Below are 21290 nucleotides of genomic sequence, written 5' to 3' on the forward strand. Positions count from 1 at the left end.
ATCAGCCGATCGCGGCGGCTTTTACGTCGTCGTCGATATAGGCCATGTATTGTTCAAAGTTCGCCGAGAACATGTTGACCAGTTTGGTGGCCTGACGATCGTATGATTCAGGATTATCCCAAGTACGGCGCGGATCCAGCAGGATGTCTGCAACGCCGGTCACCGCGACGGGCACGTCGAAGCCAAAGTTCGGATCCTTGCGGTATTCGACGCCGGCCAGGCCACCTTCCAAAGCTGCAGTCAGCAGGGCGCGGGTTGCCTTGATCGGCATCCGGCTGCCTGTGCCATAGGCTCCGCCTGTCCAGCCGGTATTCACCAGCCAGCATGTCGCGCCATGTGTCGCGATCTTTTCGCGCAGAAGGTTGCCGTAGACCTCGGGACGGCGCGGCATGAAGGGTGCACCGAAGCAGGTGGAGAACGTTGGCTCCGGTTCGGTCACGCCACGTTCGGTGCCGGCAACCTTGGAGGTAAAGCCCGACAGGAAGTGGTACATCGCCTGTGCCGGCGTCAACCGGGCGATGGGGGGCAGGACGCCGAAAGCATCACAGGTCAACATGATGATGTTCTTGGGGTGTCCGCCGGTCGCCTTGGCTGATGCATTGGAGATATAGTGCAGCGGATAGGCGCAGCGCATGTTCGCCGTCAGGGAATCATCATTGAAATCAAGCTCTTTGGTTTCTTCGTCAAAGACCATGTTTTCGATGACCGTGGCGAATTTTTCGGTCGTCGCGTAGATCTCCGGTTCGGCCTCGCGGCTTAGGTTGATCGTTTTTGCATAGCAACCGCCTTCGAAGTTGAAGGTGCCGTTGTCGGACCAGCCATGTTCATCATCGCCGATCAACGTGCGGCCTGGGTCTGCGGACAGGGTGGTCTTGCCGGTGCCGGACAGGCCGAAGAACACGGCGGTGTCGACGGGGTTCCCCGTGGCGTGGTTGGCCGAGCAATGCATCGGCATGACGCCTTTGCCGGGCAGCAAATAGTTCAGCAGGGTAAAGACGGATTTTTTGTTTTCGCCCGCATATTCGGTGCCACCGATCAGGATCATCTTCTTGTCGAAGTTCATCGCGATCACAGTTTCGGAGCGACAATCATGCTTTGCAGGGTCAGCGGAAAAGCTGGGGCAGTTGATGACGGTAAAGTCGGCGATGAAGTCATTCAGCGCATCACGTTCGGGGCGGCGCAGCATGTGGCGGATGAACAGGCCATGCCACGCAAGTTCGGTCACCATACGCACATTGATTGCATGTTTGGGATCTGCGCCCCCGACAAGGTCCTGTACGAAATAGTCACGGCCCTGCATGTGGGCCAGCATATCCTTGTGCAGCGCGTCGAACCCTTCTGGTGACATCGCGGCGTTGTTTTCCCACCAGATCGTGTCGGCAACACTGTCGGTCTTGACGACATGCTTGTCCTTGGGGGACCGACCGGTGAACTTGCCGGTCGTTACCAGCAGCGTGCCGCCTTTGCCCAACGTACCTTCGCCGCGCTTGAGCGCCGCTTCGACCAAAGCGGGTTCGATCATGTTGTAATAGACATCACCTAGCCCGCTAATGCCTTGATCTTCGAGGCGGAATTGCGGATTTACGCGGCCTAACGTCATGGGATGTCTCCTGTAGATGCGCCAAGGGTGGGCACGAAATTCTTCAAAAATAAAGCGACCGCTTGGGCCGTGGGGGCGTCTTAGCACGTCGATTTACGATATGAACAGTCGGCTTTGACGCAGTTAGCGCCATCATCGCGCGGTTCTCTGCCCAAGCTTGGAAACGGCGGGCCTATAGCGGCTGATATACTACAATTTTAGAGAGAGGACTGCGGCAATTTAGCCATTCCTAACCAAATTATGGCGGAAATATGACCGACAGGAGAGGTGATTCGCACTTTTGGATTGATTCGATCGGGTAAATTGGGGATCACTGAAAGAAAAAAATGATAATTGAGCAGCGTAAAGGAAACGGGCAATGTCCAGAATTGCATTGGTAGACGACGACAGGAACATCCTGACGTCGGTTTCGATGACTCTTGAAGCAGAAGGTTTTGAAGTCGAGACCTACAACGACGGTCAGGCTGCACTGGACGCTTTCAACAAGAAGCTTCCCGACATGGCGGTCCTCGATATCAAGATGCCCCGTATGGACGGCATGGATTTGTTGCAGCGGTTACGCCAGAAGACAGCGATGCCGATCATTTTCCTGACGTCCAAGGACGACGAGATTGACGAGGTTCTGGGCCTGCGCATGGGGGCCGATGATTACGTCAAAAAACCTTTTAGCCAAAGGCTGTTGGTTGAACGCATCCGCGCGCTTTTGCGCCGGCAGGACGCGGTCGAGAACAACGAGGTCGGCGAGACGGAGGAAACCAAGGTGATCGAGCGGGGCGACCTGCGGATGGACCCCTTGCGGCATGCCGTCAGTTGGAAAGGCAAGGACGTATCGTTGACGGTGACAGAATTCCTGTTGCTTCAGGCACTTGCACAGCGTCCCGGTTTCGTGAAGTCACGCGACCAGTTGATGGATGTCGCATATGACGATCAAGTATATGTCGATGACCGTACGATCGACAGCCATATCAAGCGTCTGCGCAAGAAGATGCGGACCGCAGATGATGGGTTCTCGGCGATTGAGACACTTTATGGTATTGGCTATAGATATAACGAAGAGTGATCTGAGCTATGGCGATTGCCGAAAGGAATTTTGTGCGAGACATGGCCACGCCTATGCGGGACGGTGACGTTGTTCTGGGCGATGATTGGGTCGCCCCGGACAAGGCCGCGACCGATGAATTGCGTGTAAAGCGGTCCCGGCGGGGGCTTTTCTCGCTGCGCGCGTCGCCACTGACACGCAAGATCATCACGTTCAATTTGATTGCGTTGAATGTCTTGGTCGCGGGTATTCTTTATCTCAATTCCTCTCGCGACAGCTTGGCAGTGCAGCGCGGCGCGTCCCTGGTTTCAGAGGCCGAGTTGATTGCAGGCGTGTTCGAGGCGCAGCTGCCTTCGAGTGCCGTAACAAATCTTTCGGACAATGCAGAGGTTGACGTGGTCGCCAGCCTTGATCGCCTCGACTTGCGCAGCGGCATTGAAGTGTTCGTCTTCGACCCTAACGACAGCCTGCTTGCCCGCTCCGAGGGGCGGATGCCGAAAATCGCTTCGAATCCGGACCGGAGCGACAAGACTTTGCTATCCGATGGACTAAGCTGGCTTTGGGCGACGCTCTCTAGCCCCTTTGGGCAGGATACGACAGCCGAAGTGGTGCCAATCGAAAACCAGCTGAAGCCGCTCGTCGCGGACGCGTTGGCCAACGGCACGCAAATTCGGGACAATCTTGACGCACAGGGCGGGACACTTTTCACCGTCACCACCCCGATCTTGCAGAATGGTGTTGCCGTTGGCGTCGTCGCGGCCACTTCCGCGGCAGGCGAGATTGACAAGCTGGTGCGGGGCGAACGCGAGCGGGTCTTGCAGATGTTCGTCATCGCCACCTTGGTGTCGATCGGCCTGAGTCTTGTTCTGGCGTCAACGATCGCGAATCCCTTGGCCGATCTTGCTGCTGCAGCCGAACTGGGCCGCGACAAGGACGCGCGCAAGATGAACCCCGGTCGCATCCGCATTCCCGATCTGACCGCGCGGCCCGACGAGATTGGTCGGCTTTCGGGCGCGCTGCGCGGGATGGTATCGGCACTTTACAACCGGATTGACGGGAACGAACAGTTTGCCGCCGATGTGGCTCATGAGATCAAGAACCCGCTGGCGTCCTTACGTTCTGCGGTGGGAACGCTTCGGCTGATCAAACGAGACGACCAGCGCGAGAAATTGCTGGACGTCATTGACCATGACGTAAGAAGACTTGACCGACTGGTAAGCGATATTTCCAATGCATCACGGTTGGACAGCGAGCTGGTCAAAGAAGAGGAAGAGCCGTTCGATCTGCTGACGATGATCGGCAATCTTGGGCAGTATCTTGGAGAGGACGCGCGCAAGCAGGGCATTGATTTTATCACCGACCTGCCAGAGACCCCAATCATCGTGCATGGGCTTGAGGCGCGTCTTGCGCAGGTTTTCGTTAACTTGATCACAAATGCAGTGTCGTTTTGTGAAGATGGCGATGCCATCCGGGTATGGGCACGGCAGCGCGAAAATCGGGTGCTTGTCGTCGTCGAGGACACCGGCCCCGGCATTCCGGATCAGGCGCTTTCGAAGATCTTCAAGCGGTTTTATTCCCAGCGACCTGACGAGCATTTCGGAAATAACTCCGGTCTTGGGCTCGCGATTTCCAAGCAAATCGTCGAAGCACATGGCGGTGTGATCTGGGCAGAAAACATCCGACCGACAGAGGCCGACATCACGTCAGAGCCACTTGGCGCGCGCTTTGTCGTTGGGTTGCCGGCCTAGCCGATGGGCAAAACGCCAGCTTCGCGTCAGATCATTCATGCGACAACTGTTGCAGTCGATCGGCGCGGTCTGGTTATTCTGGGTGGATCAGGCAGCGGTAAGTCATCGCTCGCATTGCAGTTGATCGCCCTCGGGGCGATATTGGTCGCAGATGACAGGACCGAAGTTTCTACTGTCGCGAACCGGCTGCACGCGAACGTGCCGGACACGATCAAAGGTCGTATCGAAGCGCGCGGCGTAGGCCTGCTCACGCTACCATTTGTCTCGGATATTCCGATTTACCTTTCGGTTGATCTGGACCACGATGAAAAAGAGCGTCTACCATTTGCACATGAAGCGATGTTGCTTGGACAGGGGGTCCCCTGCTTGCATCGGTGTGACGGGCCGCACTTCCCGGCCGCCCTACTTCTATACCTCAGAACGATGAAGCCACAGCGAGATGAATGAACCAAAAGCCAACATAAAGCGTATTGTCTTGGTGACCGGCCCTGCGGGGGCGGGGCGTTCATCTGCGCTTAATGTCCTGGAAGATGCAGGTTTCGAGGTCATTGATAACATCCCCTTACGGATGCTCTTGTCGCTGCTTGACGCACCGGGGCAGCTGCGCCCGTTGGCATTGGGAATCGACCCGCGAAACCGGGATTTCTCGACTGACATGGTTAACGATCTCTTGTCCCAGCTGCGCGCGCGCGAAAATCTGGATGTTGATCTGCTTTACCTCAATTGCAGTACCGATGTGCTGCTGCGCCGGTTTTCGGAAACCCGAAGGCGGCATCCGCTCGCCGAGGCGGATAGCCCGGTAGAAGGAATTCGCCGTGAAAAGGAAATTCTCGGTCCCGTGCGCGCAAACGCGGATGTCCTGATCGATACAACTGAATTGAACGTCCACCAGCTGCGCGAAGAGTTGGAGCGCTGGTTTGCTGTCGGCGGTGCCCACCACCTGAGTATTTCAGTACAGTCGTTTTCCTACAAACGCGGATTGCCCCGCAGTGCCGATATGGTGTTTGACTGCCGGTTTCTTCGCAATCCGTTCTGGGACCCGTCCCTGCGTGGTATGAACGGTACCGATGAAAGGGTCGCCGCATATGTCGGACAGGATCCGCTTTTTGAAGCCTTTGCCAAACAGGTTCTTGATCTCAGCCTTTTGATCTTGCCTGCCTGCAAGACGGAGGGTAAATCGCATATCTCTCTTGCGTTTGGCTGTACGGGGGGGCAACACCGGTCAGTAACTCTGGCCGAGCAACACGCTTTCAACCTTGCGAATGCAGGCTGGCAGGTGTCAGTTAGGCATCGCGAGTTGGAACAGAAAAAGCGGGAAGAGACAACGCGTTGATAGGTATTGTGATCGTTGCACATGGGGGGCTGGCCAAGGAATACTTGGCTGCAATCGAACATGTTGTTGGATCTCAAAATGGTGTCCGCGCGATTTCGATTCATGCCGACCACGACCGCAAGGCCAAGGAAATGGAAATCTGTGAGGCCGCAGATGAGGTTGACATGGGCCAAGGGGTTGTCGTTGTCACCGATCTGTTTGGCGGCTCTCCTTCCAACCTGAGCTTGTTGGCGTGCCGTCCAAAAAACCGCCGGATCCTTTATGGTGCAAATTTGCCGATGCTCATCAAGCTGGCAAAGTCTCGTGACCTCGAGGTTCCCGAAGCCGTGCGTGCGGCGCTTGCGGCAGGTCGGAAATATATTGACAGCCAGAATGTCAGCAAAGAATAGCAAGGCCCCATATTCATGCCTCAAATATCACTGAAAATCATAAACGAAAAAGGTCTGCACGCCCGCGCGTCTGCCAAACTTGTCGAGGTGGTAGAGGCTTTCGACGCCCGTGCCGAGGTTAGCAAGGACGGTATGTCAGCCTCTGGCGACAGCATCATGGGGCTGCTAATGCTGGCCGCATCGAAAGGCACCACAATCGACATTCAAACGAGCGGTGCTGATGCGGAGGCTCTGGTCGAGGCGCTGACGGCGCTCGTTGCTGACAAATTCGGCGAGGGTAACTGACCCCATTAACGCTTCGTGATAGCCTTATTGGCCGGTTGACGGCAGGCCCTGTGACGGCAATATCTGAGGCAAAGCACTGGCCAGCTGCCGGAATTCTGGCATCCGAGGACTTCAGCGTAACCTGATATGATCGCAAAAGGTCCCTATGCCTTAATCTATCATCAGCAGATCATAGCTGCACGCAGAAGGGATTTTGGCGTGTTGCCTTGATCAACATGGGGATCGATCTCGCAGTGCCGTAAAAGCAGCTTGATCGGACCCGAACAACCGGTCCGATCAGTGTTGTCGCGAATAATTTTCGCGGAATAAAGGTTCCCGATCCCATCGGCCGTGCCCAACTGCGATTTCCGCAACCTCAAGCGGTCGCTTTTGACCTCAATTGATGAGGTTCCGCAGCTAAATGATCTCGCTACCTTTCCCCTACAACCCGGAACGATAACGCTAGCCCTGCGAGTAAAATTCATTCGGAGCGGACAGCCTTAAATATCAAACGGCTAAAAATTATCGCTGATGAGCCGCCAAGGATTACTGCTGCAAAATGTCGCCCATACCTGCAATAAACCCAAACGCCCAATCGCTGCCCATGTGTTGACTGAATGTTAGATGTGCGCTGCCGGCGAGCCCAGCGTATCTCTGGGCTCACTCGGTCCATATTCAAAAACCAACGGGCCGAGTGGCTTTTCCAAATGGTTGAAAATCCCGGGGGTCTGGGGGCTGGCCCCCATTCCGAACCGTCGTAACATATCAGATCTTAACGCGTTGGAACCGGAACATCCCCACGATAATCATAAAATCCGCGACTGGTTTTCCTGCCCAACCATCCCGCCTCGACGTATTTGGTAAGCAACGGGCAAGGGCGATACTTGGTATCGGCCAGACCGTCATGCAGCACGTTCATGATGGCAAGGCATGTATCGAGGCCGATAAAATCGGCCAGCTCCAGCGGCCCCATCGGGTGGTTCGCCCCAAGCTTCAGCGAACTGTCGATTGATTCAACCGATCCCACGCCCTCGTACAATGTATAGACAGCCTCGTTGATCATCGGCATGAGGATGCGGTTTACGATAAAGGCGGGGAAATCCTCGGCCGACGCGGCGGTTTTGCCCAGCTTATCGACGACCGCGCGGCATGCGGCAAAGGTCTCTTTGTCCGTAGCGATGCCACGGATCAGTTCGACCAACTGCATGACTGGAACGGGGTTCATGAAGTGGAAGCCCATGAATTTCTCGGGTCTGTCGGTCCGGCTTGCCAATCTTGTGATGGAAATCGACGACGTATTTGATGTCAGAATGGTCGTCGGCTTGAGGTGTGGTATCAAGTCTTCAAAGATGGCCTGCTTGACGGTTTCGCGTTCCGTCGCCGCTTCGATGACCAGATCACTTTGGCCTAGATCACTCAAGGTCTGTGTTGTCACGATCCGGGCAAGTGCCGCGTCGCGGTCTGCTTCGGCGACTTTTCCGCGCCCGACCTGTCGGTCCAGATTGCCGGTGATGGTGTCGACCGCCTTCTGAAGTGCATCGGCACTGACATCTGTCAACAATACGTCATACCCAGCCAGCGCCATCACATGTGCGATCCCGTTGCCCATCTGGCCCGCGCCAACGATGCCGATTGTTTGGATGTCCATGGCCTGTCCCTTTTTTGTTTGATCGCAGCATAATGCGCCCAAGGGAGGGCCTGCAAGTGCTCGATTTACCGACAGCTTTTCATAAATCGAATCCTTAAGGGAATCGCAAAACCTAACGTGCAATCTGGGCCCCGGGTGAGTTTAAAAAGGTGGGCGATATGACCTATGATGCAACGGGGCCGGGGGCCCTGGACTATTTGCCGTGCCGCTATGGCGCGTCAAAACTTTTATTCAGAGGGCCACGGCGAAAGCTGGAAAAACCCTATGTTGCCTTTATCGGCGGCACTGAAACCTACGGGCGGTTCATTGAAAAACCGTTCCCGTCGCTGGTTGAAAATGAAACCGGGCTGGTGTGCGCAAACTTCGGATGCGTCAACGCGGGCATCGACGTTTTTGCGCATGACCCTTTCGTGCCGGGGGCAGCCGCGGACGCCAAGGTTACCGTCATGCAGGTGATGGGGGCGCATAACATGACCAATCGGTTCTATTCAGTCCACCCGCGTCGCAATGACCGTTTCGTGGGTCCTTCAGAATTGCTCAAGACGATCTTTCGGGATGTGGATTTTTCAGAATATAATTTCAACAAACATTTGTTGATGGGCCTGCATAAGAAGTCGCCTGATCGCTTTGAGGCCGTCTATAAGGAGTTGCAGTCAGCTTGGGTGGCCCGGATGCGGTTGATGATGGGGCAGATGCGCGGCAAGACCATTTTGCTTTGGTTCGCCGATCATGCGCCATCTGATTTTCCCATGGAGCATGGCGGACTGGGGCCGGACCCCCTTTTTGTGACCCGTTCGATGATGGAACAAGTGGCACCCTATGTGACCAAGGTTGTTCAGGTGGTGCCGTCCCGGCGCGCGCAGCACGACGGTACCAATGGCATGGTCTTCAACCCGCTCGAGGCCTATAGCGCCGAGGAGTTGATGGGGGTGCAAGCCCATGAAGAAGCGGCTGCGGCCATCAGCCAGGCGATTGCCGAGCTGACATAAAAAAACGGCCCGCCAATCAGGCGGGCCGTCTAAAATTACGATTGTACCGGCTTACAGCTTTTCGATCAGCTCTGGCACGGCCTCAAACAGATCGGCGACCAGACCGTAATCGGCAACCTGAAAGATCGGCGCTTCTTCGTCTTTGTTGATGGCGACGATGATTTTGCTGTCTTTCATACCGGCCAGGTGTTGAATCGCGCCGGAAATACCGACCGCAACATAAAGCTCGGGGGCGACGACCTTGCCGGTCTGTCCAACCTGCCAATCGTTCGGCGCATAGCCCGAATCGACCGCAGCACGGGATGCGCCCACGGCGGCACCCAGCTTGTCGGCAAGCTTTTCGATCAGTGCGAAGTCATCTTCGGACCCGACACCACGGCCACCGGACACGACAACGCCAGCCGATGTCAGTTCGGGGCGGTCGCTTGCTGCGACGTGATCTTCAACCCAGGACGACAGCCCGGGATCAGCCACTGCCGACATCGTCTCGACCGAGGCAGAGCCTCCCGTTTCTGCGGCATCGAATGTCGATGTGCGGAAGGTGATGACTTTTTTCGCATCCGAGGATTTGACAGTCTGGATCGCATTGCCCGCATAGATCGGACGTTCGAACGTATCGGCGTCGACCACACCGGACGCGTCGGAAATGATCATCACGTCCAGCAGGGCGGCAACGCGCGGCATCACGTTTTTTGCGTCTGTGGTCGCAGGGGCGACGATGTGGTCATAATCGCCGGCCATCGACACGATCAAGGCCGCAGTGGATTCCGCCAGGCGGTGACCCAATGTGTCGTCTTCGGCAACCAGTACCTTGGCAACACCGGCGATTTTCGACGCTTCTTCGCCTGCTGCCGCGGCCGAGCCGCCTGCGCAAAGCACGGTTACATCGCCCAGCTTTTGTGCGGCTGTCACGGCCTTTGCGGTCGCGTCCATCGCCAACGCGCCATCAGTTACTTCTGCAAGGAGTAGAACAGCCATTACACGGCCCCCGCTTCTTTGAGTTTCGCCACAAGTTCATCGACGGAATCAACCTTGATGCCCGCTGCACGTTCTGCTGGTTCAACGGTTTTCAGGATTTCCAACCGGTTTCCGATTTCAACGCCATAATCTGCAGGCGTTTTTTCATCCATCGGCTTTTTCTTGGCCTTCATGATGTTGGGCAAGGACGCATAGCGTGGTTCGTTCAGACGAAGGTCGACGGTCACGACCGACGGCATCGACACTTTGATCGTCTGCAAGCCGCCATCGACCTCGCGGGTCACGACGGCGCTATCGCCATCGATTTCCACTTTGGACGCAAAGGTCGCCTGCGACCAACCCAGCAGGGCGGACAGCATCTGGCCGGTTGCGTTCATGTCGTTGTCGATTGCCTGCTTGCCGCACAGCACCAGACCGGGCTGTTCTTCATCGACGATCGCCTTGAGAATTTTTGCGACTGTCAGCGGCTCGATGTCGTTGTGCACGTCATCGGCTGCAACAACCAGAATCGCGCGGTCGGCCCCCATCGCCAAAGCGGTACGCAAGGTTTCCTGCGACTGCTTCACGCCGATCGAAACGACGACGATTTCATCAACCTGACCGGCCTCCTTGAGGCGGATGGCCTGTTCGACGGAAATTTCGTCGAACGGGTTCATCGACATTTTTACGTTGGCAAGATCAACACCCGTTCCGTCCGCTTTGACACGTACTTTTACGTTGTAGTCGATCACGCGCTTAACAGGTACCAATACCTTCATGGGCGATTTCTCCTCGGTTTACGCTTTGGGGCTATTCGCCCCGGTCATGTTAACTCTGTGTTGGTGTAACGAAGCATTCCGGTGTGAAACAGCAAAAAAACGGTGTTTTTTGCGATTTCGACGCGGCGTTCTAGGGATTTTTGATTATCGGTTTGCCCCCGGAACCCACAATACGTCGTCTTTTCCGACATTGTTTGCGATGCGGGCGGCCACAAAGAACCAGTCGCTCAGGCGGTTCAGGTAGCGCACGGCGGCCTCGTTCACGTCTTCCTGTTCGGCCAGTAACACGGTCAGGCGTTCTGCCCGGCGCGCCACGGTACGGCAAACATGCAGATGCGCGGCCAGTTCTGACCCGCCGGGCAAGATAAAACTGCGCAGCGGTTCAAGGCTGGCATTCATCGTGTCAATCTCGCGCTCCAGCCGGTCCACCTGCTCGGGGACGATGCGCAGGGGCGTGTATTCGGCCTCTGCATCGGCTTTCATATCTGGGCGGCACAGGTCTGCCCCGATATCGAACAGGTCATTTTGAATGCGCGAGAGCGCCGCATCGGTCTCTTCCTTGGCAGCAAGGCGGGCAATGCCGACAAAGCAGTTCAATTCGTCCGCTGTGCCATATGCGTCGACGCGGGCGTTGTGTTTCGGCACGCGGCTTCCGTTCCCAAGGGCCGTGTCGCCCTTGTCGCCGGTACGGGTGTAAATCTTGTTGAGAACGACCATCAGCCAGCATCCTTGCGAAAGTAGACATAGATTACGATCAGTACGACCGCGATAAACTGCGCGATGATCCGCCACCGCATCAGCTTGTTTGAATTGCGCTTGTTGAAATCGCCGCCGCCGGCAAAACCGCCAAGGCCCAGGATCAAGACCACCACGACCGCCAGAACGGCGATGACGACGAGGACGAATAGAGGATCAGCAGGCATGAACTTTCCTTTCGTGTTGCGCGAAGATGTAGCTGGGCAAACGCTTTGCGCAACCTCAATCTAGCGCGCCAGTACCCAATCAAGGGCGCGGGTCGGCAGGATGCGGCGTAAAATACCGGAGATATAGGTCGGTGTCGTGACATAATAGCGCGGGTGCGGCCGTGGCGATTCGAGCGCGTGGACCAGCTTTTGGATGACCGCTTCGGGGGGCAGTTCAAACGTGTCGGGGCCACGGCTTTCGTAAAGACGCTTGCGCAGAACAGCCTCGTATTGGGCTTTGCGCGGCGAGCTTTCCCAATCGATCCAGCGTTCGAAATGCGGAATGGAATTGGCGCGAATCCTCGATGTGACGGGCCCGGGTTCGATCAGGACGATCTTGATCGGGGTGTCGCGCATTTCAATGCGCAGCGTGTCCGTCAGCCCTTCAAGCGCGAATTTTGTTGCGTTGTAAGCCCCGCGCCAAGGCATGGTGACAAGCCCAAGAACCGACGAGCATTGCACGATCCGCCCATGCCCCTGGGCGCGCATGACGGGCAGGACCGCGCGGGTCAATTCGTGCCAGCCGAAGAAATTACTCTCGAAAATAGCGCGCAGGGCATCGGTCGGCAGGTCTTCGACCGCGCCGGGCGTGCCATGAGCGCCGTTGTTGTAAAGCGCATCCAGCGTGCCACCGGTCGCGGCAAGCACCTGGGCCAGGGCCGCGTGAATGCTGGCGGTGTCGGTGTAATCCAGCAAGGGGCTGTCGAACCCTTCGGCAATCAGCCGGTCGCAATCAGCCTGTTGCCGGCAGGCGGCAAAGACACGCCAACCGCGTTCGCGCATCCCGTGGGCAGCAGCATAGCCGATCCCAGAAGAACATCCCGTCATCAGAATTGTCTTGGCTGTCATAAAAAAAGGCCCCCATACCGGAGGCCTTTCATCGCGTGTTCTTGCAGGGGTGGCAATGTGTTAGCTGCTTGCCAGAAGGAAATCAGCGATCCAGCCCACGCGACCGTCGTCGATTGCGCGCATCTGTACCCAGCCGTTGCCAAGATCTTCGATGACCTCGACGGAGTCGCCACGGTCGAGGCGTGTGACGATGCCGAAGTTTGTGCCTGGGCCGCCACGAACGTTCACCCGATTGCCAGAGACCGCCCGGATGTCGTCAGCAGCGCTGGCCGAGATGACGTTTGCACCGGTATCGTTGGGGGTGATCAGGCTGGGGATGATGGCAGGCGTATCTGCGCTGGACGCGTTCGAGCCGAATTTTACGGGGACATAGCGAACCGGAGCGATTTCGGGTGCCTTCTGGCTGTCGGTCACGTTCATTGAGGCGCGGATGACATAGTCGGGATTTACGGAATTGGCAAATCCGGGGGGTGTTGTGTCAACCGGTGTTGTCTTGGCCACCTTTTGCGCCGGTTCGGCTTTGGCTGTTGCCTTGGCGACAGGGGCCGATGCTTGCGCTACGACCGCTGTCGCTTCGGCAGCGTTTGCCGCCATTTGTGGGCGTCTGGGTTCAAAATTTGCGCCACCGCTCATCTCGTAGAAAGCCCAACCCAAGAAGCCGAACGTCAATAGAATAAACCGTGTCATAATTAAGTCCCCAATTACCAGCGTGTCTGGAACCGTACAGTTGGTTCCCACTTGTTATGTTACAAAAAGTTAACTTTACGAGAGCAGGGTTGGTTCCCGATTGTTTTTGAAAAATTCTGTCTTAAGGGGACATCCGGGTGATCCCCAAAATCACTTTGTCGTAATCAGCCGCTTGCCGCGTCACGCCTGCTTGGCTACACACCGGACATGTCAGATATTACCGATCCATCCGATCTTGATCCCCGCAATGTTTCCGAACCCCTGCGCCTTGCGTTAGGGGACCGTTATCTGACCTATGCGCTGTCCACGATCATGCACCGTGCGCTGCCCGATGCCCGTGACGGGTTAAAGCCCGTTCACCGCCGCATTCTATACGCGATGCGCGAACTTCGGCTCAGCTCAACCGGCGGGTTCCGCAAGTCGGCCAAGATCTCGGGCGATGTGATGGGGAACTATCACCCGCACGGCGATGCCGCGATCTATGACGCGATGGCGCGCTTGGCGCAGGATTTCAACGTGCGCTATCCGCTGGTCGACGGGCAGGGCAACTTTGGAAACATCGACGGCGATAACCCCGCTGCCAGCCGATATACCGAAGCGCGCATGACCGCCGTTGCCGAGGCGATGCTGGAAGGGCTGAACGAGAACGCCGTAGATTTCCGTGAAAACTACGATGGCACGCTGACCGAACCTGTCGTGCTGCCGGCGCAGTTCCCCAATCTGTTGGCCAACGGGTCGTCGGGCATTGCCGTTGGCATGGCGACAAATATCCCGCCGCACAACATTTCTGAATTGGTCGATGCGTGTATTCACCTGATCAAGACCCCTGAAGCCCGCGACGATACATTGCTGAATTTCGTGCCCGGCCCCGATTTCCCCACTGGTGGGATCATTGTCGAGCCGCCCGAGAACATCGCCAACGCTTACCGCACCGGCAAAGGGGGCTTTCGCCTGCGCTGCCGGTGGAACGTCGAGGATTTGGGCCGCGGTGTCTGGCAGATCGTCATTACCGAAATCCCGTATCAGGTTCAGAAATCCAAGCTGATCGAAAAGATCGCGGAGCTGATCCAGCTCAAGAAGATTCCGATTTTGGGCGACGTGCGTGACGAATCAGCCGAGGACATTCGCCTGATCATCGAACCGCGTTCGAAGAACGTGGACCCCGAGGTGTTGATGGGGATGCTCTACCGCAGCTCTGATCTTGAGGTACGGTTCTCGCTCAACATGAACGTGTTGATCGATGGTTTGACGCCGAAGGTGTGTTCAATGAAGGAAGTGCTGCGCGCATTTCTGGACCACCGCCGCGAAGTCCTGCAACGCCGTTCCGCGCACCGGTTGGAAAAGATCGACCATCGTCTTGAGGTGCTTGAAGGTTTCATCATCGCCTTCCTGAACCTTGACCGGGTCATCGACATCATCCGCTACGACGCAGACCCCAAAGCCGCGTTGATGGCAGAAGACTGGGGCAAGAAGCATTCCCGCGCGACCGACGAATCCGACTATGTGCCGCCTGCGCCCACGACCGAAAATTCGCTGACCGAAATTCAGGCAGATGCGATTCTGAACATGCGTCTGCGGTCGCTGCGTCGTCTCGAAGAGATGGAGCTGTTGCGCGAGCAGTCCGAATTGATGGCCGAACGTGCCGGTCTCGAAGATCTGTTGGACAGTGAGGCCCTGCAATGGGACAGCATCATCGAACAGCTGCGCGCCACGAAAAAGCAGTTCGGCAAGGACTGGAAGTTGGACGGCGTCAACGTCGGCCTGCGTCGCACAACCTTTGCCGAAGCGGGCGAAATCGAAGATGTGCCGCTCGAGGCGATGATCGACCGTGAACCGATCACCGTGGTGTGTTCGGAAATGGGCTGGATCCGCGCGATGACCGGCCATATCGACCTGAACCGCGAGCTGAAATTCAAAGACGGTGACGGCCCGCGTTTCGTGTTCCACGCAGAAACCACGGACCGGTTGTTGGTGTTCGGTTCGAACGGGCGGTTTTATACCATCGGCGCGGTCAGCCTGCCCGGTGGCCGCGGCATGGGCGAACCCTTGCGCCTTATGGTCGATCTGCCCAATGATGTGCAGATCGTCGATATCTTTATCCATAAACCGGGGCGCAAGCTTCTGGTGGCATCATCGGCCGGTGACGGTTTCGTGGTGCCCGAAGACGAAGTGCTGGCCCAGACCCGCAGCGGCAAGCAGGTATTGAACGTGCGCGGCGACGCCAAGGCGATGATCTGCGCGCCGATCAAGGGTGAAGCCGTTGCCGTTGTTGGCGAAAACCGCAAGGTGCTGGTTTTCGGACTTGATGAGCTGCCCGAGATGGGCCGCGGCAAAGGCGTGCGTTTGCAGAAATACAAGGATGGCGGCATGTCGGATGCAACGACGTTCACCCTGTCCGAGGGCCTGAGCTGGCTAGATCCGGCGGGGCGCACGCGCACTGAATCCGATCTGACCGAATGGACCGGCAAGCGCGCGAGTGCGGGCCGCATGGCCCCACGTGGTTTCCCGCGTGACAACCGGTTTGGCTGATCGGACGGCCCTGTGACAGATGCCGCGCTGACCTTTCCCACGGCTGAGCCCGAGGGCTTGCAGGTGGCCTTTGTCGGAAAACGCGGCGCACTGTTCTGGCTGGCGTTCAAAACCGGTTTCTGGACGATCCTGACGCTGGGATTTTATCGGTTCTGGATGAAAACGCGGATGCGGCGCTGGTATTGGTCGGCGATCCGACCCGGCGGGCACCCGATGGAATATGTCGGCGACCCGCTGGAAAAACTGCTTGGGTTTTTCATCGCCGTGGTGATCCTGACGTTTTACCTTGGCATCGTGAATCTGCTGCTGATGTTCGTCAGCTTTTCAGTCTTTTCAAGCGCCTCGCTGGGCTATCTGGCCAGTTTCGCAGGCGTGATTCCGCTGTGGTTTTACGCACGCTACCGCGCCCGGCGCTATGTTCTGGCCCGCACTCGGTGGCGCGGGGTCCGCTTTGGGCTGGAAAAGGGCGCTTGGGGCTATGCCTGGCGCGCCTGTCTGCATTGGATGGTCACGATTGCCAGTCTGGGGGTGCTGTGGCCCCGCATGACCTTCTGGCTCGAGAAATACGTGACCGACCGGACCTACTTTGGCTCTGCGCGGCTGCATCAGGGCGGCGGATGGACAATGCTTTATCGTGCGGCTGTACCCTTTGCGGTATCGCTGTTGGTGCTGGGCACCGGTGCGCTTTGGCTATTTTGGATTGATCCGGTCGTGGTGTCGGCGGACATCACCCTTGAGGGGGTGACGCGCAGTTTCGACGAAATGATGGACGGGGGTGCCCCCGCCATGCCCGTCGTCGGGATCGAGCGACTGTTGATCTTTCCGCTGGGTTTTCTAGGGCTGATCTACGGCGCGATCCACTACCGTTTCGTGTCCAGACGCATTTTGGCCGATCATAAGTCCTCGGAAGGGATTTCGCTGGCATCGCGGCTTAGCGGGCCACGTGTTGTGAGTATCTACGTCTTGGGCAACTTCATCGCCTATCTGGTGCTGGTTCTCGGGGTGGTGGCGCTGGTCTTGGGGGCGATCGGGACATTTGGGGCAGGGGTCCTTCTGGGCGTTGATGTGGGGCCGCTCAGCCTTGGTTGGGACCTGCCGCAGGGGCTGGGCATTGCCATGTTCGCCATGTTCTACCTGACGATATTCCTGATGTGGAACGTGCTGTACAACACGTTTGTCACATATCCATTGATGCGCCACATGGCCAATACGCTGTCCTTGCCGACGCGCTACGGCCTGCGCTACGTCAGCCAGCGCGCCCGCGATGAATTCGCCGAGGCCGAAGGTTTTGCCGAGGCGCTGGATCTGGGGGCGGCGATATGAGCACCGGATTTGACGCGTTTGGATCGGCTTATTTCGACGGAGACCGCCCCGTCAGCCAAGAAATCAGCCTGCACATCGCGAACGGGAATTTGCAGATCGGACTGGATGACGGCAACACGCTGTTCTGGCCCGTCAAGGATATCCGCGTTTTGCCTGACAGTGCGGGCAGGCAGGGGCGTATGCTGCGCATGATCAACGAACCCCTGGCGCGGCTTTTCGTGACCGACCACAGCCTGATCGCGCATTTGCCGAACGCGACACGCGCAGCGCCACCCAAGGGGCGCGGCAGATTGGCGGCATGGGCTATGGCTGCCGTGGCTGCCGTAGCCTTGCAGATTGCCGTGCTGGTGCCGCTGCTGGCGGACCGGCTGGCGGTTTTTATCCCTCCCGCCGGAGAGCGCGCCTTGGGCGAGGCGACGTTCGATCAGATTCGCAAGGCGTTGGATGAAACCGGCCTTGCCCCGTTGCCGGTTTGCGAAAACCCTGCCGGGCTCGACGCGCTGGCGCAGATGGCCGCCGCGTTGAACGGGGTCGACGGTGCAGCGGGCCTGAGCGTGCAAGTGTTGGATCACGAGATGGTCAACGCTTTCGCTCTGCCGGGCGGCTTTGTCGTGATCTTTCGCGGGCTGATTGATCAGGCCGAAACACCAGACGAGGTCGCCGCCGTCTTGGCCCATGAAATCGGCCACGTTGTCAGCCGGGATCCGACGCGCCATGCGTTGCGGTCGGCAGGGTCCATCGGGGTGTTGGGGCTTTTGCTGGGTGATTTTGCAGGTGGTGCGGCGGTGTTGGTTCTGGCCGAACGGCTGATCAGCGCTAATTACAGCCAGCAGGCCGAAACCGACGCCGATGCCTTCGGACATGCCCGTCTAGAGGCAGCCAATGTGTCGCCTGCCGCGCTTGGTTCGATGTTTGAGCGTCTGCGCGCCGAATATGGCGATGGCAATGCTTTGATGGCGCATTTTCTAAGCCACCCCAGCCTGTCTGACCGGATCGAAAATGCCCGCGCAGCAACGGACGAGAATGGCGATTACGCGCCAATTCTGGATGATGCGGGCTGGGCCGATCTGCAAGCGGTCTGCGATTAGACAGGTTCCGCCATCAGCCAGACCCCGCCTTGCGGGCGCAGGGTCAGAATCATCACGGGCTCAGGATTCTTGCCTTTGACGGGCGTGAATTTGAACCGCGACAGCAAGGTGGCAAGGATAATCACCGCTTCTTGCAAGGCAAAGCTGGCCCCTATGCAGATGCGCGGCCCGTCGCCAAAGGGCAAATAGGCGTAGCGGTCAATCGATGTGCGGTCTGCAAAGCGTTCAGGCCGAAAGGCGTCAGGGTCGTCCCACAGCATTTCATGGTGGCCCAAGGCATAGATCGGGATCATCACGGTGTCGCCGGGCCGAATCGCAGTGCCTGCCAGCGTGTCGGGTTTCTGCGCGGTCCGTGAAATCAGACCCGCAGGTGGATACAGGCGCAACGCCTCGTCGATGATCTGGCGGATGTAGGGCAGGTTTGCCACGTCAGCGCCAGTTGCCGCGCGGCCTTGCAGCACCGATTGCGCCTGGGCGCGGGCCTTGTCTTGGGCGGCTTGATCAAACCCCATGAGATAGAGGGACCACGACAGCGTGAGCGCCGTCGTCTCGTGGCCCGCCACAATGAAAGTCAGCAGATTGTCGCGCAGTTCTGCGGTGTTCATCTGGCGCTTGGTCTTGGGGTCGACGCCGTCCAGCAGCAGGTCCAGCAGGTCTGGCGTGCCTTGGGGGCCGCGGTGTGCGCGCGCCTCGATCGCGTGGTCGGCCATCTGCTTCATCTCATTCAGGGCCTTGCCCGACAGGGCGCGGCCGGGCCGTGGCACCCAGTCGGGAAAGCCAAGCATGTCGAATAGGCTGATCTTGCCTGCCTCTGCGATGTAGTCGTCAATCGCGCCATGGACGGCGTCGCGGTCAAAGGTGCCGCCGCCCGAAAACGTCACATCCGAGATCACATCGAAGGTCGTCGTCACCATTTCATCCAGATAATTCACCGCGCGGGGGCCAGCGGCGGTGATGCGTGCGCAGGATCTTTCGGCGGCGCTTGTCATGATCGGTGACAGGTTCAACATGTTGCGCGCGGAAAACACCGGGGCGGCAGCGCGCCTTTGCCAGCGCCAATGCGCCCCTTCCGCGATGCAAAGCGATTCCCCGATGGCGGGCTTTAGCAGATTCTTGGTGACGACCGATTTCGGGTAATCCTCAAGCCGGTCCAGCAAGACCTCGCGAATCGTGGGGGGATCCATCAGCATGTGCCAGCGCTTGCCGGTCCTGCCCGACACCATAGGCTGTTTGGTCGCGATTTCGGGGATGATGCTCAGGATATTGCGCCGTGCCATTTGCACGCTTTTGAGCAGCCCCCAAGGTTCGTTCACCAAGGGCACGCGGACAGGGCGGGATGGTTCGGCAATGCTCATCAACGGGTCCTTCGCGTTTGCGGGGGGCAGGATCGCACGTCCTCTCACCCTGTGCAGCGTGGCAAAAGATTGCACCCCAGCGGGGCTTGCGCTATCGCAATGCGTATCTTTGCGCCGGGGGAGGCATCTTATGTTCCGTATTCTAGCCGTTTTGACCAGTATCGCGTTCCTGACTGCCTGTAACGGTGCGTCTGATCTGCAAAAGCCGGCGGTGCCGCTGGGTGACTTCAATCTTTACCACAACATCGTCGTCGCACCCAAGGTGCAAGAACTGCCGCTAAGCCGCAAGGTCAGCGAAGAGGTGCTGACGACCGCCGTCAAAGACGCAATCGCGGAGCGGTTCGACCGCTACGACGGCATGCGCAACTACCATTTCGGTGTCAGCGTCGAAGGCTACGTGCTGGCCCCTCCGGGAGTGCCGCTGGTGTTGTCGCCCAAGTCCGTGATGATCCTGAACCTGACCGTCTGGGATGATGCGGCCGGAAAAAAACTGACCGGAGACAAGCCACACCAGATCACGGTGTTCGAATCCTTTGATCAGGGGCCCATCGTGGGGTCGGGCTATACCAAGACTGCCGAAGAGCAGCTTAAGAACCTCAGCCAGAATGCTGCCAAGTCGATTGAAACGTATTTGGTCAAGCAAAACGAGGCCGAAGGTTGGTTCAACAGACCCGCCGATGCGGTGATCAAGCGGGAAAAAGTGCCGGGCACTGCAGCGGCCACCAGCGAATAGAGGGCAATTACTTGGGTCAAGGCGGCAAGAAGCGCGAACATGCGCTTGATTTTATGTGCCAGACCCAATACATCGCCCGCCAGATAGGGTTTGGAACTGGGATCAGACCCGCAACATATAAAGGGCTGCACCATGGCTAAGGCAAAGTTTGAACGTAATAAACCACACGTTAACATCGGCACGATCGGTCACGTTGACCACGGCAAGACGACGTTGACAGCAGCGATCACCAAGTATTTCGGTGATTTCCGCGCGTATGACCAGATCGACGGGGCGCCCGAAGAAAAAGCACGCGGCATCACCATTTCGACAGCGCACGTTGAATACGAAACCGAAAACCGTCACTACGCCCACGTCGACTGCCCCGGCCACGCTGACTATGTGAAGAACATGATCACCGGTGCGGCGCAGATGGACGGCGCGATCCTCGTTGTGAACGCGGCCGATGGCCCGATGCCACAAACCCGCGAGCACATCCTGCTGGGCCGCCAGGTTGGTATCCCGACCATGGTTGTCTACATGAACAAAGTTGACCAGGTAGACGACGAAGAACTGCTCGAGCTGGTTGAAATGGAAATCCGCGAGCTGTTGTCGTCCTACGACTACCCTGGCGACGACATGCCTGTGATCCCGGGTTCGGCCCTGCACGCGATGAACGGCACGCAGCCCGAAATCGGCGAAGAATCCATCCGCAAGCTGATGGCCGCTGTTGACGAATACATCCCGACACCAGCACGCGCGATCGACCAGCCGTTCCTGATGCCCGTGGAAGACGTGTTCTCGATCTCCGGTCGTGGTACCGTTGTGACAGGCCGTGTTGAACGTGGCGTGATCAACGTTGGCGACAGCATTGAAATCGTTGGTATCCGTGACACCAAGACCACCACATGTACCGGCGTTGAAATGTTCCGCAAGCTGCTGGATCGTGGTGAAGCCGGCGATAACGTTGGTGTTCTGCTGCGCGGTATCGACCGTGAAGGCGTCGAGCGCGGTCAGGTTCTGTGTAAGCCTAAGTCGG

Annotated in this window: 21 protein-coding genes; 12 read left to right on the forward strand and 9 right to left on the reverse strand. The window is 57.8% G+C overall.

Annotation, left to right across the window (positions count from 1 at the left end):
- Nucleotide 1 precedes the first annotated feature (1 nt).
- Complete coding sequence (locus tag RGAI101_RS15285) at nucleotides 2-1600, reverse strand: phosphoenolpyruvate carboxykinase (protein ID WP_008228968.1); 1599 nt, start codon at nucleotides 1598-1600, stop codon at nucleotides 2-4.
- A gap of 358 nt (nucleotides 1601-1958) precedes the next feature.
- Between RGAI101_RS15285 and RGAI101_RS15290 the strand changes: the two genes are divergently transcribed.
- Genes RGAI101_RS15290 through RGAI101_RS15315 form a run of 6 tightly spaced genes read left to right on the forward strand, consistent with a single transcriptional unit; the run spans nucleotide 1959 to nucleotide 6394 of the window.
- Nucleotides 1959-2660: a response regulator transcription factor gene (locus RGAI101_RS15290; RefSeq protein WP_008229330.1), complete on the forward strand. Its 702-nt coding sequence runs from the start codon at nucleotides 1959-1961 to the stop codon at nucleotides 2658-2660.
- 41 nt (nucleotides 2661-2701) lie between these two features.
- Nucleotides 2702-4387: a sensor histidine kinase gene (locus RGAI101_RS15295; protein WP_198133707.1), complete on the forward strand. Its 1686-nt coding sequence runs from the start codon at nucleotides 2702-2704 to the stop codon at nucleotides 4385-4387.
- 3 nt (nucleotides 4388-4390) lie between these two features.
- Nucleotides 4391-4834, forward strand: coding sequence for an HPr kinase/phosphorylase (locus RGAI101_RS15300; RefSeq protein WP_008228855.1), 444 nt, complete (start codon nucleotides 4391-4393; stop codon nucleotides 4832-4834).
- Nucleotides 4827-5720, forward strand: a complete 894-nt coding sequence (gene rapZ / locus RGAI101_RS15305) for an RNase adapter RapZ (protein ID WP_008228165.1) — start codon at nucleotides 4827-4829, stop codon at nucleotides 5718-5720. Before RGAI101_RS15300 ends, rapZ begins: the two co-directional genes overlap by 8 nt.
- The gene (locus tag RGAI101_RS15310; protein ID WP_037228458.1) at nucleotides 5717-6109 is read left to right on the forward strand and encodes a PTS sugar transporter subunit IIA; all 393 of its coding nucleotides are present in this window, start codon (nucleotides 5717-5719) and stop codon (nucleotides 6107-6109) included. Before rapZ ends, RGAI101_RS15310 begins: the two co-directional genes overlap by 4 nt.
- 15 nt (nucleotides 6110-6124) lie before the next feature.
- Nucleotides 6125-6394, forward strand: a complete 270-nt coding sequence (locus RGAI101_RS15315) for an HPr family phosphocarrier protein (protein ID WP_008225470.1) — start codon at nucleotides 6125-6127, stop codon at nucleotides 6392-6394.
- 751 nt (nucleotides 6395-7145) lie between these two features.
- On the opposite strand, the gene RGAI101_RS15325 is transcribed toward RGAI101_RS15315, so the two are convergent.
- Nucleotides 7146-8021: a 3-hydroxybutyryl-CoA dehydrogenase gene (locus tag RGAI101_RS15325; protein ID WP_008227001.1), complete on the reverse strand. Its 876-nt coding sequence runs from the start codon at nucleotides 8019-8021 to the stop codon at nucleotides 7146-7148.
- Nucleotides 8022-8179: 158 nt separating this feature from the next.
- Between RGAI101_RS15325 and RGAI101_RS15330 the strand changes: the two genes are divergently transcribed.
- Entirely contained in the window at nucleotides 8180-9010 is an 831-nt protein-coding gene (locus tag RGAI101_RS15330) for a DUF6473 family protein (RefSeq protein WP_037228462.1), read from the forward strand.
- Between the two features lie 51 nt (nucleotides 9011-9061).
- Here the strand turns inward: RGAI101_RS15330 and RGAI101_RS15335 are convergent, their stop codons facing one another.
- From RGAI101_RS15335 to RGAI101_RS15360, 6 genes are all read right to left on the reverse strand, one after another.
- A complete protein-coding gene (locus RGAI101_RS15335; protein ID WP_008227224.1) occupies nucleotides 9062-9988 on the reverse strand; it encodes an electron transfer flavoprotein subunit alpha/FixB family protein in 927 nt (308 codons plus the stop codon).
- Nucleotides 9988-10746: an electron transfer flavoprotein subunit beta/FixA family protein gene (locus RGAI101_RS15340; RefSeq protein WP_008228916.1), complete on the reverse strand. Its 759-nt coding sequence runs from the start codon at nucleotides 10744-10746 to the stop codon at nucleotides 9988-9990. The genes RGAI101_RS15335 and RGAI101_RS15340 overlap by 1 nt, the downstream gene beginning before the upstream one ends.
- Before the next feature lie 144 nt (nucleotides 10747-10890).
- Nucleotides 10891-11463 (reverse strand): cob(I)yrinic acid a,c-diamide adenosyltransferase, encoded by a 573-nt coding sequence (locus RGAI101_RS15345; RefSeq protein ID WP_008226476.1) that lies wholly within the window; start codon nucleotides 11461-11463, stop codon nucleotides 10891-10893.
- On the reverse strand, nucleotides 11463-11669 hold the full coding sequence (locus RGAI101_RS15350; protein ID WP_037228464.1) for a twin transmembrane helix small protein: 207 nt from the start codon (nucleotides 11667-11669) through the stop codon (nucleotides 11463-11465). The genes RGAI101_RS15345 and RGAI101_RS15350 overlap by 1 nt, the downstream gene beginning before the upstream one ends.
- Nucleotides 11670-11729: 60 nt before the next feature.
- Nucleotides 11730-12557 (reverse strand): SDR family NAD(P)-dependent oxidoreductase, encoded by an 828-nt coding sequence (locus RGAI101_RS15355; protein WP_008228993.1) that lies wholly within the window; start codon nucleotides 12555-12557, stop codon nucleotides 11730-11732.
- Between the two features lie 60 nt (nucleotides 12558-12617).
- Complete coding sequence (locus tag RGAI101_RS15360) at nucleotides 12618-13244, reverse strand: SH3 domain-containing protein (RefSeq protein WP_008228865.1); 627 nt, start codon at nucleotides 13242-13244, stop codon at nucleotides 12618-12620.
- Between the two features lie 207 nt (nucleotides 13245-13451).
- Here RGAI101_RS15360 and RGAI101_RS15365 point away from each other — a divergent pair, with 207 nt between their 5' ends.
- The 3 genes from RGAI101_RS15365 to RGAI101_RS15375 are packed head-to-tail and all read left to right on the forward strand — an operon-like array spanning nucleotide 13452 to nucleotide 18184.
- Nucleotides 13452-15773: a DNA topoisomerase IV subunit A gene (locus RGAI101_RS15365; RefSeq protein WP_008227832.1), complete on the forward strand. Its 2322-nt coding sequence runs from the start codon at nucleotides 13452-13454 to the stop codon at nucleotides 15771-15773.
- A gap of 57 nt (nucleotides 15774-15830) precedes the next feature.
- A complete protein-coding gene (locus RGAI101_RS15370) occupies nucleotides 15831-17096 on the forward strand; it encodes a DUF898 family protein (protein WP_037229687.1) in 1266 nt (421 codons plus the stop codon).
- Nucleotides 17093-18184 carry a M48 family metallopeptidase gene (locus RGAI101_RS15375; protein ID WP_008227467.1) on the forward strand — a complete coding sequence of 364 codons (1092 nt, stop codon included), beginning with the start codon at nucleotides 17093-17095 and terminating at the stop codon, nucleotides 18182-18184. Before RGAI101_RS15370 ends, RGAI101_RS15375 begins: the two co-directional genes overlap by 4 nt.
- Here RGAI101_RS15375 and RGAI101_RS15380 read toward each other — a convergent pair.
- Nucleotides 18181-19539 (reverse strand): cytochrome P450, encoded by a 1359-nt coding sequence (locus RGAI101_RS15380; protein WP_037228467.1) that lies wholly within the window; start codon nucleotides 19537-19539, stop codon nucleotides 18181-18183. The genes RGAI101_RS15375 and RGAI101_RS15380 overlap by 4 nt on opposite strands.
- 130 nt (nucleotides 19540-19669) lie before the next feature.
- Between RGAI101_RS15380 and RGAI101_RS15385 the strand changes: the two genes are divergently transcribed.
- The gene (locus tag RGAI101_RS15385) at nucleotides 19670-20272 is read left to right on the forward strand and encodes a hypothetical protein (RefSeq protein ID WP_008225336.1); all 603 of its coding nucleotides are present in this window, start codon (nucleotides 19670-19672) and stop codon (nucleotides 20270-20272) included.
- Nucleotides 20273-20404: 132 nt separating this feature from the next.
- Nucleotides 20405-21290 (forward strand): elongation factor Tu (gene tuf / locus RGAI101_RS15390; RefSeq protein ID WP_037228470.1); only part of this gene is annotated, 886 nt, incomplete at its 3' end.

It is taken from the genome of Roseobacter sp. GAI101, assembly GCF_000156335.1.
GTDB lineage: Bacteria > Pseudomonadota > Alphaproteobacteria > Rhodobacterales > Rhodobacteraceae > Sulfitobacter.